A 17,049-nucleotide genomic window follows, 5' to 3' on the forward strand; every position below is an offset into this window, starting at 1 on the left:
ATACAATTTCATATTAATTAAAACAAATATATTTACCTGTATTTTCTATATTTTTTTCAATCTCATTAACTAATTTTTTATTTTTTTCTTCTTCACTTTGAATTATGGTCTCAGCTTCTTTTCTAGCCTTTATTAATATTTTCATATCTTCATATATATCAGCTAATACAAACCCTTCATCACCGCTTTGCCTCATTCCAAACATTTCACCAGAACCTCTAAGTTTTAAATCTTGTTCAGAAATATAAAATCCATCAGTTGATTCAACTAAAATTTCCATTCTTTTTCTTGTTTTTTCACTTTTAGCCTTAGCAAGTAATATACAATAAGATGCATGACTTCCACGCCCTACTCTTCCTCTTAATTGATGAAGCTGAGCTAATCCAAATCTTTCTGCGTTTTCAACAATCATAACTGTTGCATTAGGAACATTTACTCCAACTTCTATTACTGTAGTGGATATAATAACCTTTGTTTTTCCTTCTTTAAATCTTCCTATGATTTCATCTTTTTCTTTAGGTTTCATTTTTCCATGAAGATATTCTATTTCTATTCCTCTAAATATACCATTTTGTAATTCTTCATATATTTTTTCAACAGAATTAAGCTCTAATTTTTCATTTTCTTCAATAAGAGGACACACTATATAAACTTGTCTTCCATTATCTATTTCAGCTCTTGCAAGTCTATACCCCTCATCTCTTCTATTCTCTTCATAAAACCTAGTATCAACTTTTTTTCTTCCTGGAGGTAACTCATCTATTATAGATATATCTAAATCTGAATATACATAAAGCGCTAATGTTCTTGGTATAGGTGTTGCAGTCATTACAAGAACATCTGCTTTTTTTCCTTTATTCATAAGTCTAGCTCTTTGCTCAACACCAAATCTATGTTGTTCATCCGTAACTATAAGTCCTAAATTATTAAACTCCACATTATCCTGGATAAGAGCATGAGTACCAATTAAAATAACTGGCTCTTCTTTTTTTATTAGCTCTTTTATTCTTTTCTTTTCTTTTTCCTTTGTACTTCCAGTTAAAAGCTCTATATTAACATCAAACCCATCATATATTTTTTTTGCTTCCTCATAATGTTGATTTGCTAGTATCTCTGTTGGTGCCATAAGAGCTCCTTTGTACCCATTTGTATAAGCATTAAATAATCCAATTAAGGCAACTATAGTTTTACCACTTCCAACATCTCCTTGAACAAGCCTATTCATAGGATATAAAGAATTTTGATCTCGTAAAATATTTCTTACTACATTAGTCTGTGCACCTGTTAATGGAAAAGGTAATTTTTCTTTAAGTTTTCCTAATTCAGCTGTCCATTTATAGCAAATTCCAACTTCTTTTTTTATACTTTTCTTAAGAAGCAACAGCTTCATAGAATATGTAAACAGCTCTTGGAATTTTAATCTAATTATAGCCATTTCTAATCCATTTTTGCTTTTAGGATAATGAATTTCTCTTATTGCTTTATCTAAAGAAATAAAATTATATTTTTTAACTATATCATCAGGTAAATTTTCATTTATTTTTATATTATCTAAAACATCTCCTATGATTTTCACTAAAAAATTATTGCTAAGTTCTCCTTTTAACGAATATTTAGGTATTATTTCACTTTCTAAAGAATGATTAGAGCTAACAATAGGATTTACAACTTCAAGTTTATTACCTATAACTTTAAATTTTCCTAGAAGATTATACTTTTCACCTATTTTAAACTTTCCTTTTATGTAAGGTTGATTAAACCATTTTCCTTCTACTATATGTCTATTATATTCAAACTCTAATGTAGTTATAGTTTTTCTATTTTTAGTTATCATACTTCCTTTAAATCTTTTAAAGGTACACGTTAAAATCTTTTTTTCACTTTCATCTATTTCTTTGAAATCTTCATTGCCGTTTACAAATTCATAGTCTCTTGGAAAATACAAAAGAAGGTCTAATATAGTGAATATACCTGCTTTATTTAAACGCTCCTTACTTTTAGGCCCTATACCTTTTATAGCTTCTACATCCATATATATATTCAAAATTCATAAACCTCCTCTAACTAAGTAAAAAGCACCAATTACGGTGCTTTTTATAATATATTATTCTACTGACATCAATAAATAATATAAAGGCTGTTCTCCTTTATATAATTGAACATCACAATCTTCAAATTTTTCTTCTATTTTTTCTACAAAGCTATTTGCTTCTTCTTCAGTTACATCTTCTCCATAGAAGATAGTAATTAATTCACTGTCTTCATCAACAAGATTTTCTAGAACTTTTTCTCCAACTTCTAGTTTATCTTCACCAACTTCTTTTATTTTCCCTTCAACAAGACCTAGCATATTACCTTCTTTTATCTCTATGCCATCCATTTCAGTGTCTCTAACAGCATATGTTACAGAACCAGTTTTAACTGTTTCTAATAATTCTTTTAGCTCTTCAATATTTTCTTCAACTTCTCCATCTTTGTTAAACATTGAAAGACAAGTTATACCTTGAGGGATACTTGTAGTTTTTATTACTATAACATTTTTTTCAGCTATTTCAGCTGCTTGTTCTGCTGCCATTATTATATTTTTATTATTTGGGAATACAAATATATTTTCAGCATTTATTTTTTCTATGCAATCTAATATATCTTGAGTTGATGGATTCATAGTTTGACCACCTTCAATAACGTGGTTTACTCCTAAATCTTTAAATATATTGCTTATTCCATTTCCCATAGCTACAGTTATGAAGCCATATTTTTCTGGTTTTTGAGCTTTTTTAGCATCTTCTCTCATTTTTTCATTAGCTATAAGTTCTCTATGCTCTTCTCTCATATTATCAATTTTTATTTTTGATAATTCTCCAACTTTAACTGCTTTTGCAAGAACAGCTCCTGGATCATTAGTGTGAATATGAACTTTTATTACATCATCATATCCAACAACTATCATAGAATCTCCTAATGGTTCAATTGAATCTTGGAATTCTTTTGCATGGCTTGCATCACCTAAAATTATAAATTCAGTACAATATCCAAATTTAATATTTTCAGCATCTACTGAAGCACCTGCACCAGTAACGTCTCCGCCACCTTCTCCAATTTTTATATCTTTAACTTCTGCTTTTATTCCTTCTTTTAAAGCTTGAGTCATACCTGATAAAATTATATATAATCCCATTCCACCTGAATCTACAACTTTAGCTTTCTTTAAAGCTGGTAACATTTCTGGTGTTTTATCAAGCATTATTTTTGCAGCTTTAGTTATTTCATCCATAAAATGTGCTACTTCATTTGATTTTAATGAAGTAGCACATTCAGCAGTAGCTCTTATAACAGAAAGAATTGTTCCCTCTGTTGGTCTCATAACAGCTTTATAAGCTGATTTTGAACCTTCTTCAAAAGCTTCAGCTAATTCTGAACAATTAACTTCATCTTTACCTTCAAGTCCTCTTGAAAGTCCTCTAAGTATTTGTGAAAGTATAACTCCTGAGTTTCCTCTTGCACCCATAAGTGCACCTTTAGCAAGTTTCTTTGACACTTCTCCAATAGATTCTGAATTTATATTTTCTATTTCTTTAACTGCTGCTTTAAAAGTCATTGACATATTTGTTCCTGTGTCTCCGTCTGGCACAGGGAATACATTTAAAGCATTAACAAAATCACTTTCTTCTGCTAATCTATTACTCGCGTTTACGACCATATTATAGAAATCACGGCCATTTATCTTTTTATATTCCATTAGTTTTCCTCCTAGACTCTTACCGCTTGAACATTTACTGATATAGATGAAACTTTTAGCCCAGTATAGTTTTCTACATTATAACGTACTTTTTGTATTATGTTATTTGCAATAACAGAAATTTTAGTTCCGTATTCTACCATAATAAAAAGTTCTATATTTAATTTATCATCTTCAGTTACTGTAATTTTTACACCTTTACTGAAATTTTCTATTCTTATTAATTCCCAAAGGCCTTCTGCGGCACTTTTTGATACCATCCCTACTACTCCATAGCATTCCATTGTTGATAATCCAACAATTTTAGCTAACACATCTTCTGAGTAATGTACTTTTCCGTTTTCTCTTGAAAATCCAACCATTACTATTCCTCCTATACTATATCATAACTATATTTTATATTAGAAATCTTTTTTATTCAAGATTTATCTGGAATATATCTGTAATTAACCATTATTTTTATAAATTTTACTTGCAAATTAGCTTTATCTTGTGTTAAAATGAATTCTGTCCTATTGAAGAGAATTTTATCTTCACTAATAAGTAGGTGTTTTCAAGTGGCAAGAAGATGCGAAATTTGTAATAAAGGCGTTGTTTCAGGAGTACAATACAGTCACTCACATCGTCAATCAAAGAGAACTTGGGCTCCTAACATAAAGAAAGTTAAGGCTTTAGTTAACGGAACACCAAAAAGAGTTCACGTTTGTACTAGATGTTTAAGATCTGGTAAAGTTGAAAGAGCAATATAGTTCAAATAAAAAAAATGCTTTGCACTCAGCAATAGCATTTTTTTTATTTCACATAAATAATTATGTATCTATTTTCCTTTTCTAAAAAATCTAACTATTTTAGATAAAAATTTTGGTAATTTTATTGCTACTATTTTCATAAATGCCTCCTATAAAAACTAAAAATAATATCTTTTCTTTCTATATATATGCAATAAAATTAAATTCTTTCCTATTTTTAGCTTTTAGTTTTTAATCATTGGTTAGCATTACTAAAATTTTTCCACTATCAAAATCTATTTGAACATCTTCTCCATCTAAAAATTCATTACAAATAGCTCTTGGTTCTAATAATTTAAGGTTATATCTTTCTAATTCATATTTAGCATTTTTTATTGTAAAATTTCTAACTTCATCTGAAAGGCCATGAAATGAAAGAACTTTATTTTTTCTATTTTTTATAGTTGTCTTTCTATCAACTATAAACATAATATTATTATCATCAACTATTTCTAAATATATATCATCTTCTAAACTATTTAAAAATAATCCTAAATTCCCAAGAGAATGATCAAATCTTGTTCCTGTTGCCCCTAAAAGATATATTTTTTTAACATCTCCAAGCTCTTTAGCTATATTATATGCTAAGTGAGTATCTGTATAATCTTTATGAGTGCTATATTTTCTCACTTCTATTCCAGTATTTTTAAAATATTCAACAACCTTTAAATCTCCTGAATCAAAATCTCCAACTATTAAATTAGGAGTTATATTATATTTATAAAGCACATTACATCCTTTATCAACTCCTATTATAAATGAAACTTTATTTTTATATTCAAGTAAAAGTTCTTTAGATGGTTCTGTTCCCCCTGAAACTATTAATACATCCATTATTTTGTCCTTTCAATTAATCCTTCAATATTTTTTAATATATCTCCGTTATAAACTGCTGAGCCAGCTACTGCTATATCAACTCCAGCTTCATATACATCCTTTATATTTTCTTTATTTATTCCACCATCTATTTCTATTAAAAGATTTGGATTAAATTTATCTTTAAGTTCTTTAACTTCTTTTATTTTATCTATTGAATAATCTATAAAGCTTTGTCCTCCAAAGCCTGGATTAACACTCATTATAAGAACCATATCTAATTTTTTTATAATATTTTTTAATACACTTACAGGAGTTCCAGGATTTAAAACTATTCCTGCTTTAACACCTTTTGACTTTATATATCCTATAGTTCTATCTATATGTCTATCTGCTTCATAATGAACTGTTATTAAATCTGCTCCTGCATTTATGAAATCATCTATAAAATTTCCTGGATTATCTATCATTAAATGTACATCAAACGTTTTATCTGTATATTTTCTTATAGCTTTAATTACTGATGCTCCAAATGTTATATTAGGTACAAAAGACCCATCCATAACATCTATATGAATATACTCTGCTTTTGATTTATCTAAAATACTTATTTCCTCTCCTAATTTTGAAAAATCTGATGATAATATTGATGGTGCTATACTAATCATTATTTATACTTCCTTCCATTTAATATTTCTTCTAATGTCCTTATATAAAATTCATATCTAAATTTATTTATTTTTCCTTCTCCTACAGCTTCTTTAACTGAACATCCAGGCTCTTTATGATGCATACATCCTCTAAATTTACATGAATTATTATATTCCTCAAAGTCTGGAAAATAATTTTTCAAATCTTCTTTTTCTATAAAAGTTATATCTAAAGTTGAGAATCCAGGAGTATCTACTATATATCCATTTTCAACTTCTATAAGCTCACTATGTCTAGTTGTATGTTTTCCACGCCCTAATTTTTCACTAACAGAACCGGTTTCCATATGATCCTTATTTGTAAGTTTATTTATAAGAGTAGATTTTCCAGCTCCAGAAGGGCCACATAAAACCGTTACATTTCCCTTTATTCTTTCTTTTAAGCTTTCTATTCCAATACCAGCTTTTGCATTAATAAATAATACATCATAACCTATTTCATTTATTTTTTCCTTTAATAAATTTCTTTCTTCTTCATCTACAAGGTCAACTTTATTTAAGCAAACTATTGCTTTTATATTATTACTTTCGCAAAGAACTAAAAATCTATTTAAAAGATCAAAATTCAAATCAGGATTTTTTATGGCAAAAACGACGAAAGCTAATGTTACGTTTGCTACTGTAGGTCTTATAAGCTCTGAATGTCTTTCCTCTATTTTTTCTATTCTTCCTTTTCCATTTTCAATATTTATTTCTACATTGTCACCAACCATTGGCTTTAATCCTTTATATCTGAAATTTCCTCTAGCTTTACATTCTATTATTTTATCTTCTGTGCTTATGTAATAAAAGCCTCCAATTCCTTTAAGTATTTTTCCTTTCATAGTACCTCCAAAATATAGTATTCAATTATAATATAACTCTTTTATTTAAATTTTGCTACTTTATATAGTATAAAATAAATTTAAATTATTATAAAACAAAAGTGATTAGCTAAAATTAGCTAATCACTTTCTTATTTATTTTGAAGTTTTATTATCTTTTTTATTTGATGCTACAGCTTTTGCTTGATCTTGTGAATTAGATGATTTATTTGAATCTCCTTTATCAGAGTGATCATCTTTTGATCCTCCTTGATCTGAGTTATTACCTTGATTTGGTTTATTTTGATCTGTATTATTTTGATCTTGGTTACCTTGACTTGGTTTATTTTGATCTGTATTACCTTGACTTGGTTTATTTTGATCTGTATTACCTTGACCTGGTTTATTTTGATCTGTATTACCTTGATTTTGGTCTTGGTTACCTTGGTTTGTTCCAGAGTTATCAGAATTTTGTGGTGGTGTTACTTGTTGTAATTGACCTATTTGAATAGTAACTGATGTGCCTTGATTTACAGTAGCTCCTACACCTGGTGATACGCTTATTACTTTACCAGCTAAACTTGGATCAGTTGTACTTACTGTTTCCACATTAACAGCTAAATTAACATTTGAAAGTGCTGCCTTAGCTTCTGACTCACTCATTCCTGAAACATTAGGAACTGTAGTTTGTTGTATTTGTGGCCCTTTACTAATAACAAGAGTTATTTCTGAAGTTTTTAAAGCTTGAGTTCCTGATTGAGGAGTTACTGCTATAACTTGGCCTGATGATACACTACTACTAAATTGACTAGTATATAATATAGTATTAAATCCTAAACTTTTAAGTTCTTGTGTAGCTTGATCTTTAGTATATCCATTTAAGTCTGGTATAGTTACTTCTTCTTCACCTTTACTTATATCTATAGTAACTGTACTTCCTTCTTTAACTGAAGTACCTGGGCTTGGATTTGAATTTAAAACAGTTCCTTTTGGTTCTGAATTCTTAACTTCTTTTACATCAGGAACTAATTTAGCAGCTTTTAATGCTAATACTGCTTGATCTTGATTCATTCCTATTATATTTGGAACTTGAACTTCTCCAGCATTTGTTGTAGGTTTAGAGTTAACAAACATAAAGAATGAACCTACACCTAATACAATAATTACTACAGCAATTGCTATTCCAATTAAAAGATTTCTATTTGTCTTCTTCTTTTTAATTTTTTTATCATATTCATCATCTTCATATTCATCATCTTCGTCATCATAATAATCTTCAAATCCTTCTTCATCTCCATCAAACTCATCTATATCTGAATCTTCTGGTTCTACAACAGCAGGATTAAGATCTTCATCTTTAATTGGAGTCATTATAATTGTTTCTCCCCCAACTGAAGATTCACTTTTTTCTACTAATCCCATTTCAGAATTTGATTTAATCTTCTTTAAATCTTCTATTAATTCTTTTACATTTGAATATCTGTCATTAACATCCTTTTCCATACATTTTAATATAATTTCACTATATCTATCTGGAATTTTAGGATTAATTATTCTAGGATTAATAGGATTTTCTTGTATGTGTTTAAGTGCTATTGTTACAGGAGATTCCCCATCAAATGGGACATCACCAGTAACCATTTCATACATTACAATTCCAAGAGAATATATGTCACTTCTAAAATCTACCATAGCACCTTTTGCTTGCTCTGGTGAAAAATAATGTGCTGAACCTAATATTGTACTTGTATTTGTTAAAGTTCCTGAATCTGTTGATTTCGCAATTCCAAAATCTGTTACTTTAGCAATTCCTTCTTCTGTTACAAGTATATTTTGTGGTTTTATATCTCTATGAACTATGCCATTTTTATGAGCACATTCTAATGCATTTGCTATTTGTAATGATATAGTTACCGCTCTATCATAATTCAATTTACCATATTCTTCTACAAGTTCTTTTAAAGTTTTTCCATTTACATATTCCATAACAATGTAGTTTTCATTATCATCAGTTCCTACATCTAATACATTTACTATATTACTATCTGATAACTTTGCAACTGCCATTGCTTCATTTTTGAATTTATCTACAATTTCTTTATTATCTGCATATTCTTTTTTAAGAATTTTAACTGCAACAAAGCGATTTAACTTATTACATCTAGCCTTATATACAATTGCCATTCCGCCTTCTCCGACTTTTTCTAGCAATTCATATCTATTGCCTAGTACTTCCCCATTCATATTATATATCTCCTCCAAACAACATCACAGTTATATTATCCTTGCCTCCATGTTCTTTTGCTAAAGAAACTAATTTCTCACAAGGATTTTCTTTTTCTTCCATGAGTATACTGCTTATCTCTTCATTACTAACTTCATTTGTAAGTCCATCAGTACAAAGAAGGTATTTTTGATATTCTTCTTTAGAAAATTTAAAAATATCAACTTCTACATTTAAACCTGTTCCTAGTGCCCTAGTTATTATATTTTTATTAGGATGATTTTTTGCTTGCTCATAAGATATACTTCCTATATCTATTAATTGTTGAACTAATGAATGATCTTTTGTTAATTTAATTATTTCATTATCTTTAACTCCAAAACATGAACTATCTCCAACATTTGCTATTATAATTTGATTTCCTAATCTTAATAATGCTGTTATTGTAGTTCCCATGCCTTCTAGTTCGCTTACTTCTCTAGAATAATTATAGATTTCTTCGTTAGCTTTTTCAATTGCAAATTTCAAACTTTCTTCTAAATGTATGTCTATGGTTTCTCTTATTATTTCTATGACCCTATTTACAGCCATTTTACTGGCAATTTCACCAGCATTATGACCTCCCATTCCATCTGCAACAATATATATACCATAATTTTCAACTTCATAATAACCACAATAGTCTTCGTTTAAACTTCTCTTACAACCCACATCACTCTTATACTCTATCATATTTTTACTCCTTAAGCTTTATTTTTCATATAGCTTCTTCTAAGTTGACCACAAGCTGCATTTATATCGCTTCCCATTTCTCTTCTAACAGTCGCTTCAATTCCTGCAGACTTTAATATTTGGGCAAACTCTTCTATTGTCTTTTCAGAAGATCTTTTAAAAGAATTCTCTTTTATTTCATTTACTGGAATAAGATTAACGTGACAAAGAATTCCTTTTAAAAGCTTTGATAAAGCTTTTGCATCTTCCTTACTGTCATTAATATCTTTAACTAATGAATACTCAAAAGTTACTCTTCTATTGGTTTTTTCTATGTAGTTTCTACATTCCTCTAATATTTCACTTATTGAATATTTATTTGCTATAGGCATTATTTCTCTTCTCTTTTCATCACTAAAAGCGTGTAGTGATATTGCTAGAGTAACATTTAATCCCTCATTTGACAAATCTCTTATTTTAGGAACTAGCCCACATGTAGATAAAGTTATATGTCTTTGCCCAATATTTAATCCATATTCAGCATTAACTTCTCTTAGGAATTTTACTACATTATCGTAATTATCTAGTGGTTCTCCACTTCCCATAAGCACTATATTTGAAATTCTTTCTCCTTCTACTTCTCCAGCTCTTAATACTTGCCCTAATATTTCTCCAGAAGTTAAATTCCTAACTCTTCCCTCAATTGTTGATGCACAGAATTTACATCCCATTCTACATCCAACTTGAGTTGAAACACATATTGTATTTCCATGCTTATATTTCATAATTACTGACTCAATAAGATTTCCATCTTCTAATTTTAAAAGCATTTTCTTAGTACCATCTAGATTAGATGAATATACATCTACAACTTCAGGAATATATACTTTAAAATTAGAATTTAATTTTTCTTTTAGATTTTTAGGTAAATTTTTCATTTCATCAAATGAAAATATACCTTTATAAACCCAAGAGAATATTTGTTTTGCTCTAAAAGAACTTTCTGAATTTTCTTTAAGCCAAACCATTAATTCTTCCATATTATAATCTAATAAATTTTTCATTTTTCCACCTTTATATTTTCTTTAGCTTTGCTATGAAAAATCCATCCATATTTTTGTTTGGTAATATAGTCACCATTCCATCCTCAGTATACTCTATATTTTCCCCTTTTCCAATAAATACAGTATCCAACTTAGCATCTTCATAAGATTTTAAGAACCATCTTATATTTTCTTCATTTTCCTCTCTATTTAATGTACAAGTAGAATATACCATAACTCCACCGCTTTTCAAGTATTGCCATGAATTTTTCATAATTTCTCTTTGAATTTTAATTAAACTTTTCAAATCATCTTTATTTTTATTCCATTTAATTTCAGGTTTTCTTCTTATTATTCCTAAACCTGAACATGGAACATCAATTAAAACTTTATCACCTATATTTATTAATTTTTCATTTAATATAGTTCCATCCATTTGAGAAAGTTCTACATTCTTAACACCAAGTCTATCACAATTTTCTTTTATTAAACTTAGTTTATTTTCATGTAAATCAAAAGCTAATACTTTCCCTGTATTTTCTAATATTTCACCTATATGAGTTGTTTTTCCTCCTGGTGCACTACATATATCAAGTACAGTATCCTCTTTTTCTAAATCTAAAACTGGAGCTACAAGCATTGCACTTTCATCTTGAACTGTACATTTTCCTTCATTAAATAATTCATTAGCTTCTATAGCACTTCCACCTTTTATAACTATTGCATCAGGAGATATAGAACCTTCTTCAACATTATATCCTAATCTTTCTAACTCTTCTAATACAGAATCATAATCACCTTTTAAAGAATTAACTCTAAGAGTTATACTTGGAGTACTATTTAACCCCTTCATTATTTTTATAGCTTTATTTTCTCCATATTGTGAAATAAATAATCTTACAAGCCATGGTTCAAATGAATAATCATAAGCTAATTTATATAGTTTATTAGAAAATTTTATATTTACTTTTCCTTCTTTCTTAAGGTAATTTCTTAATATACCATTTACTAACTTAGAACTTTTTAAAGAAATTTTCTTAGCTTCTTCAACAGCTTCATTACAAGCAGCATAACTTGGAATTTTATCTAAAAATCTTAATTGATATATAGCCGCTCTAAGAATATTTAATATTCTTTTATCCATTATACTTATATCTCTAACAAAAGATCCTATTATAAGATCTAACGTTCTTTTTCGTCTTAATGTTCCATAGACAATTTCAGTAACTAACCCTTTATCTTTGCTATTTAGATTACTTGAATCTAATTCTTTAGATAAGGCTATATTAGAATATGCTCCTTCTAATAAAACTCTATTCAATACCTTTATAGCTATGCTTCTGCTATTCATAAAATACCTCGTCTTTCATCTTTATCCTAAAATTTCACCAATTTCTATGCTATGACCATTTATATACTGTTCAATTGTTAAAGGCTTACCATTTGGGAATTGTATTTTTTTAATTAAAATTTTCCCAATCTTTGCTTTTACAAGTATTCCTTCTTTTGATACTTTTTCTATTTTACCAAAATCCTCATTTTCACCTTCATTTGTAAAAACCTCTGTTTGATAAACTTTCATATTTTCTTCTTTATATTTTGTATGTGCAACAGGCCAAGGGTTTAATCCTCTTACTAAGTTATGAATTTCTAATGCACTTTTATTAAAATCTATTCTTCCAGTTTCTTTATTTAGCATTTTTGCATAGAAAGTTTCATCGCTTTGCTTTTCTGGCTTTATACTTCCATCTTTAAGACCTTCTATTGTCTTAACTAAAAGTTCTGCTCCTCTTTCTTTTAAAATATCATAAAGCTCACCAGCTGTCATGGATTCTGATATTTCTACTTCATCTTTTAAAAGCATATCTCCAGTATCTACCCCTACATCCATAAGCATTGTTGTATTTCCTGATTTCTTTTCTCCATTTATAATAGCCCAATTTATAGGCGCTGCTCCTCTATACATTGGTAAAATTGAACCATGTAAATTTATACAGCCATATTTAGGTATATCAAGAACTTCTTTAGTTAAAATTTGTCCAAAGGCTACAACTACTATAAAATCAGGATTCATTTCCTTAAGTTTTTCAATCATTTCTCTATCATCTTTAAGTTTTACTGGTTGAAAAACTTCTATATTATGTTTTACTGCAACTTCTTTTACTTCAGAAAATCCTAATTTTTTTCCTCTACCTTTTTTCTTATCTGGTTGTGTAAATACTGCACAAACACCATACTCATCTATTAATCTTTCAAGTGAAGGAACTGCAAAATCTGGAGTTCCCATAAAAACTATTTTCAATATTCTTTCCTCCTACTTAACTTTATCTAAGAATATAATTCCGTCTAAGTGGTCATATTCATGGAATATAGCTCTTGCTAATAATTCTTGTGCTTCTAAAACAAATTCTTCTCCATTTTCATTTAATGCCTTTACTTTTACATAATTCGGTCTTTCAACTTCTCCAAATTCACCAGGTGCGCTAAGACATCCTTCTTCTCCTATTTGACTTCCACTTGATTCTAGTATTTCTGGATTTATAAATACTCTTGCTCCCTCTCCATCATATACATCAATAACGAATATTCTTTTAAGTATTCCAACTTGTGGTGCTGCAAGACCAACTCCATCAGCTTCATACATTGTATCAATCATATCTTCTATTAAAGTTATAGTTCTATTATCTATATTTTCAACTATTTTACTTTTTTTTCTTAATACCTCTTCACCTTTTTTTCTTATATTTCTTATTGCCATTTCTATTCCTCCTACAATAAATTGTTTGGATTGATATCTATACTAATTCTTATATCATTATAAACACTCTTATTTAATTTATAAAGATTTTCTTTTAAATTTAGAATTTCTTTGTATCCTATCTTTCCTTTTATTATTATTTGATATCTAAAAAAATCTCTTACTTTCCCAATAATACATTTACTTGGTCCTAGTATATCTATATTTTCTAAATTTTCTTTTTTTATTTCTAAATAAAGTTTTTTCATAAAAACATTTAATTTTTCTTCATCTTTAGATATGCCTTTAATATATACTATTCTACCAAATGGAGGGTAATTCATCAATTTTCTTATAGTGAGTTCTTCCTTAAACATTTTTTTATAATTTCCGTCCTTTGCATATTGTATATATGAATTTTCAGGATTATATGTTTGAACTACTACAACTCCTCTTTCCTCTCCTCTACCTGCTCTTCCAGCAACTTGCGTTATAAGCTGAAAAGTTCTTTCTCCAGCTCTATAATCTGGTATATTTGCTGACATATCTGCAGCCATAATCCCAACTAAATGTACATTTTTAAAATCATGCCCTTTAGTTATCATTTGTGTTCCTATTAATATATCTGCTTCACCTTTTTTAAATGAATTGTATATTTCTTCATAAGAACCTTTATTTTTAGTAGTATCTCTATCCATTCTTAATATTCTTGCCTCTTTAAAATATCTTTTAACCTCGGACTCTACTTTTTCTGTACCAGCTCCAAAGAACTTAACATATTTACTACTACATTTAGGACAAGTTTTTACTTCTTTTTTTACCATTCCACAATAATTACATGTCAAATAGCCTTCTTTATGATATACCATTGATATATCACATTTAGGACATTTAAAAACATATCCACAGCTTCTACATGATATAAATGTTGAATATCCTTTTCTATTTAGAAATAATATTATTTGTTTTTTATTTTCTAATGCAAGTTTAATTTCTTTATATAATTTTCTACTAAACATAGAAAGATTTTTCACTTTTAGTTCTTCTCTCATATCCACTATATTCATTTGAGGAAGTTTTTTTTCATGTACTCTATTTTTTAATTCAACTAATTGCAATTTATCTACTAATGCATCTGCATAAGATTCAATAGAAGGCGTTGCGGATCCTAATATATATTTACAATCATACATATAACTTAAATATTCACAAACTTCTCTTGTCTGATATTTAGGATTTGTTTCTGATTTATATGAACTTTCATGTTCCTCATCTACTATTATTAATCCTAAATTGTTCATTGGAAGAAATAAAGCACTTCTAGCTCCTATTATAAGCTTACACTTTCCATCTCTTACTCTATTCCATTCATCAAATCTTTCACCTTCTGAAAGTCTACTATGATAAAGACCTACTTCTTTACCAAACCTACTTTTAAATCTTTCTATCATTTGCGGAGTTAGAGAAATTTCAGGGACTAGGATTATTGCTTCTTTTCCACTATCTAAAGTTTTTCTAACAAGATTCATATATATTTCTGTTTTTCCTGAACCTGTTACTCCATGAAGTAATATTCCTTTTTTATTTGTATTCTCTATAATATCTAATGCATTTTTTTGTTCTTCTGTTAAAACTTTTTCTTCATCTTTTTCATAAATTCTATCATTATATCTGTAAACTGTTTCTTCTTCTGTTTTTAAAAATCCATTTTTTATAGAATTATTTAATATATAAGTAGAAAATCCTTTATTTTTTATTTCACTTTTAGTTAGTCCTTCATTGTTTTTTATAAATGAATATAATTCTTTATATGATTCTTTTTCTTTAAAAGTACTATCTAATTCTCTTCCTAGTGTTATAACAGTTTTTTTCTTCTCTTTTACTCCTCTTGTTATTCCAGTAGGAACTAAAAGTCTTATTGCATCAATATATTTACAAAGAGTTCTTTCCCTTAAAAAGTCTATAGTTAAAATATCTTCTCTTCTTAAAATTGGCTCTTCATCTAAAATTTTATTTATTGATTTTAATTTATAATTCCCATTAAACTCTGTACTAAGTCCTATTACATAGCCTTGAAGATAGCCTTTTATACTTCCAAAAGATACTCTAACCCTATGTCCAATTTGAATTTTATCAGCCATATCCTCTTTAACTTTATATGTAAATGGTCTATCTATTTCTATTGCTTCACTATTTATTATTATCTCTGCATAAAGCTCCATTGTTCTAAATAAACCACCCTTCTAAAAAATATAATAAGAAAGCGCTAATGAGCGCTTTCTTAAAAATAATATTATTCTAATATATTATCAAATATACTTCTTGCTACATCTCTTTTACTCATAGTATCTAATTCATCTACTTTTCCATTTTTTGAAATAATAAATACTTTATTATTATCTGAACCAAAACCTGTTTCTTTAGATGTTATATCATTAGCTACTATAAAATCAAGATTCTTATTTTTAAGTTTCTTATTAGCGTTTTCTAATAATGAATTACTTTCAGCAGCAAATCCAACTAAGATTTGATTTTTCTTTAATTTTCCTAGCTCTAATAAGATATCATTATCTCTTTCTAGCTCTAGTTTTAAATCATCTCCAGTTTTTTTAATTTTTTCTTTGCTATAGTTTTTAGGCTTATAATCAGCAACTGCTGCTGACTTTATAACTATATCTGAATTTTTATAATGTTTTAAAACTTCTTCTCTCATTTCTGAGTTAGTTTGAACATTTATTAATTCTATTCCCTTAGGACATTCAAGAAAGTCTGCTCCTGATACAAGAGTTACTTCTGCTCCTCTATCCCTAGCTTCAGTTGCAATTGCATATCCCATTTTACCAGTAGATCTATTTGTAATATATCTAACTGGATCTATAGGTGCTTTAGTTGGTCCAGCTGTAACTAAGACTTTCTTACCTAAAAGGTCTTTCTTTGGATATAAATTTTTAAGAACTTCATCAACTATAACTTCTGGCTTAGGTAATTTTCCTTTACCTATATCTCCACAAGCAAGTCTTCCACTATCAGGCTCTATAAATTCATAACCAAGTCTTTTTAATTTTTCTATATTTTCTTGAACTATTGGATTTTCATACATATTAGTATTCATAGCTGGAGAAAATATAACTTTTGCTTTAGTTGCCATTATTGTTGTTGTTAACATATCATCTGCTATTCCATTTGCTACTTTTCCTATTACATTTGCTGTAGCAGGTGCAATTAACATTATATCAGCTTCTTGTGCTAAACTAATATGTTGTATTTCCCAAGCTTTTGGCTCAGCAAACATATCAGTTATAACCATATTTTGACTTATAGATTGAAATGTTAAAGGTGTTACAAATTTAGTTGCAGATTCTGTCATTATAACTTTTGTTTTAATGCCTTTTTTTCTTAAAGCACTTATTACATCTAGTGCTTTATATACTGCAATTCCCCCAGTAACCCCAATTACAACACACTTATCTTCATACAT

At 28.3% G+C, this 17,049-nt stretch carries 16 protein-coding genes; 1 reads left to right on the forward strand and 15 read right to left on the reverse strand.

Translation table 11 applies throughout. The features are described from left to right. Positions 1-13 precede the first annotated feature (13 nt). From recG to CLTHE_RS00315, 3 genes are read right to left on the reverse strand one after another with little or no spacing between them, the layout of a single operon-like run. Positions 14-2,044, reverse strand: coding sequence for an ATP-dependent DNA helicase RecG (recG, locus tag CLTHE_RS00305; protein ID WP_080021496.1), 2,031 nt, complete (start codon positions 2,042-2,044; stop codon positions 14-16). Between the two features lie 60 nt (positions 2,045-2,104). Next, complete coding sequence (locus CLTHE_RS00310) at positions 2,105-3,739, reverse strand: DAK2 domain-containing protein (RefSeq protein ID WP_002597483.1); 1,635 nt, start codon at positions 3,737-3,739, stop codon at positions 2,105-2,107. Positions 3,740-3,750: 11 nt separating this feature from the next. After that, on the reverse strand, positions 3,751-4,101 hold the full coding sequence (locus CLTHE_RS00315; protein ID WP_002597482.1) for an Asp23/Gls24 family envelope stress response protein: 351 nt from the start codon (positions 4,099-4,101) through the stop codon (positions 3,751-3,753). 195 nt (positions 4,102-4,296) lie between these two features. Between CLTHE_RS00315 and rpmB the strand changes: the two genes are divergently transcribed. After that, a complete protein-coding gene (gene rpmB, locus CLTHE_RS00320) occupies positions 4,297-4,488 on the forward strand; it encodes a 50S ribosomal protein L28 (protein ID WP_002597481.1) in 192 nt (63 codons plus the stop codon). Positions 4,489-4,556: 68 nt separating this feature from the next. Here the strand turns inward: rpmB and spoVM are convergent, their stop codons facing one another. The 12 genes from spoVM to coaBC all read right to left on the reverse strand — a co-directional run bounded on the left by spoVM (position 4,557) and on the right by coaBC (position 17,049). After that, the gene (spoVM, locus tag CLTHE_RS17205; protein WP_143324001.1) at positions 4,557-4,628 is read right to left on the reverse strand and encodes a stage V sporulation protein SpoVM; all 72 of its coding nucleotides are present in this window, start codon (positions 4,626-4,628) and stop codon (positions 4,557-4,559) included. Between the two features lie 91 nt (positions 4,629-4,719). Beyond that, positions 4,720-5,361: a thiamine diphosphokinase gene (locus CLTHE_RS00325; RefSeq protein WP_080021497.1), complete on the reverse strand. Its 642-nt coding sequence runs from the start codon at positions 5,359-5,361 to the stop codon at positions 4,720-4,722. Next, positions 5,361-6,011 carry a ribulose-phosphate 3-epimerase gene (rpe, locus tag CLTHE_RS00330; RefSeq protein ID WP_080021498.1) on the reverse strand — a complete coding sequence of 217 codons (651 nt, stop codon included), beginning with the start codon at positions 6,009-6,011 and terminating at the stop codon, positions 5,361-5,363. Before rpe ends, CLTHE_RS00325 begins: the two co-directional genes overlap by 1 nt. Then, positions 6,011-6,877 (reverse strand): ribosome small subunit-dependent GTPase A, encoded by an 867-nt coding sequence (gene rsgA, locus CLTHE_RS00335; protein ID WP_080021499.1) that lies wholly within the window; start codon positions 6,875-6,877, stop codon positions 6,011-6,013. Before rsgA ends, rpe begins: the two co-directional genes overlap by 1 nt. Positions 6,878-7,012: 135 nt before the next feature. Beyond that, a complete protein-coding gene (gene pknB / locus CLTHE_RS00340) occupies positions 7,013-9,100 on the reverse strand; it encodes a Stk1 family PASTA domain-containing Ser/Thr kinase (RefSeq protein WP_080021500.1) in 2,088 nt (695 codons plus the stop codon). A gap of 1 nt (position 9,101) precedes the next feature. Further along, positions 9,102-9,812 carry a Stp1/IreP family PP2C-type Ser/Thr phosphatase gene (locus CLTHE_RS00345; protein WP_080021501.1) on the reverse strand — a complete coding sequence of 237 codons (711 nt, stop codon included), beginning with the start codon at positions 9,810-9,812 and terminating at the stop codon, positions 9,102-9,104. Between the two features lie 11 nt (positions 9,813-9,823). After that, positions 9,824-10,855 carry a dual-specificity RNA methyltransferase RlmN gene (rlmN, locus tag CLTHE_RS00350; protein ID WP_080021502.1) on the reverse strand — a complete coding sequence of 344 codons (1,032 nt, stop codon included), beginning with the start codon at positions 10,853-10,855 and terminating at the stop codon, positions 9,824-9,826. Between the two features lie 10 nt (positions 10,856-10,865). Continuing rightward, positions 10,866-12,185, reverse strand: coding sequence for a 16S rRNA (cytosine(967)-C(5))-methyltransferase RsmB (gene rsmB, locus CLTHE_RS00355; RefSeq protein ID WP_080021503.1), 1,320 nt, complete (start codon positions 12,183-12,185; stop codon positions 10,866-10,868). A gap of 21 nt (positions 12,186-12,206) precedes the next feature. After that, positions 12,207-13,136 carry a methionyl-tRNA formyltransferase gene (fmt, locus tag CLTHE_RS00360; RefSeq protein WP_080021504.1) on the reverse strand — a complete coding sequence of 310 codons (930 nt, stop codon included), beginning with the start codon at positions 13,134-13,136 and terminating at the stop codon, positions 12,207-12,209. 12 nt (positions 13,137-13,148) lie between these two features. Beyond that, a complete protein-coding gene (gene def / locus CLTHE_RS00365; RefSeq protein ID WP_080021505.1) occupies positions 13,149-13,592 on the reverse strand; it encodes a peptide deformylase in 444 nt (147 codons plus the stop codon). Between the two features lie 11 nt (positions 13,593-13,603). Further along, entirely contained in the window at positions 13,604-15,793 is a 2,190-nt protein-coding gene (priA, locus tag CLTHE_RS00370; RefSeq protein WP_080021506.1) for a primosomal protein N', read from the reverse strand. A gap of 71 nt (positions 15,794-15,864) precedes the next feature. Further along, entirely contained in the window at positions 15,865-17,049 is a 1,185-nt protein-coding gene (coaBC, locus tag CLTHE_RS00375) for a bifunctional phosphopantothenoylcysteine decarboxylase/phosphopantothenate--cysteine ligase CoaBC (protein ID WP_080021507.1), read from the reverse strand.

The sequence above is a fragment of the Clostridium thermobutyricum DSM 4928 genome (assembly GCF_002050515.1).
Lineage (GTDB): Bacteria > Bacillota > Clostridia > Clostridiales > Clostridiaceae > Clostridium > Clostridium thermobutyricum.

Excerpts from the sequence above, each read along its gene's own strand:
- rsmB (WP_080021503.1), bottom strand. The coding sequence starts at position 12,185 with ATGAATAGCAGAAGCATAGCTATAAAGGTATTGAATAGAGTTTTATTA.
- def (WP_080021505.1), bottom strand. The coding sequence starts at position 13,592 with ATGGCAATAAGAAATATAAGAAAAAAAGGTGAAGAGGTATTAAGAAAA.
- CLTHE_RS00325 (WP_080021497.1), bottom strand. The coding sequence starts at position 5,361 with ATGGATGTATTAATAGTTTCAGGGGGAACAGAACCATCTAAAGAACTT.
- rpe (WP_080021498.1), bottom strand. The coding sequence starts at position 6,011 with ATGATTAGTATAGCACCATCAATATTATCATCAGATTTTTCAAAATTA.
- CLTHE_RS00310 (WP_002597483.1), bottom strand. The coding sequence starts at position 3,739 with ATGGAATATAAAAAGATAAATGGCCGTGATTTCTATAATATGGTCGTA.
- CLTHE_RS00315 (WP_002597482.1), bottom strand. The coding sequence starts at position 4,101 with ATGGTTGGATTTTCAAGAGAAAACGGAAAAGTACATTACTCAGAAGAT.
- rsgA (WP_080021499.1), bottom strand. The coding sequence starts at position 6,877 with ATGAAAGGAAAAATACTTAAAGGAATTGGAGGCTTTTATTACATAAGC.
- CLTHE_RS00345 (WP_080021501.1), bottom strand. The coding sequence starts at position 9,812 with ATGATAGAGTATAAGAGTGATGTGGGTTGTAAGAGAAGTTTAAACGAA.
- coaBC (WP_080021507.1), bottom strand. The coding sequence starts at position 17,049 with ATGTATGAAGATAAGTGTGTTGTAATTGGGGTTACTGGGGGAATTGCA.
- rlmN (WP_080021502.1), bottom strand. The coding sequence starts at position 10,855 with ATGAAAAATTTATTAGATTATAATATGGAAGAATTAATGGTTTGGCTT.
- priA (WP_080021506.1), bottom strand. The coding sequence starts at position 15,793 with ATGGAGCTTTATGCAGAGATAATAATAAATAGTGAAGCAATAGAAATA.
- pknB (WP_080021500.1), bottom strand. The coding sequence starts at position 9,100 with ATGAATGGGGAAGTACTAGGCAATAGATATGAATTGCTAGAAAAAGTC.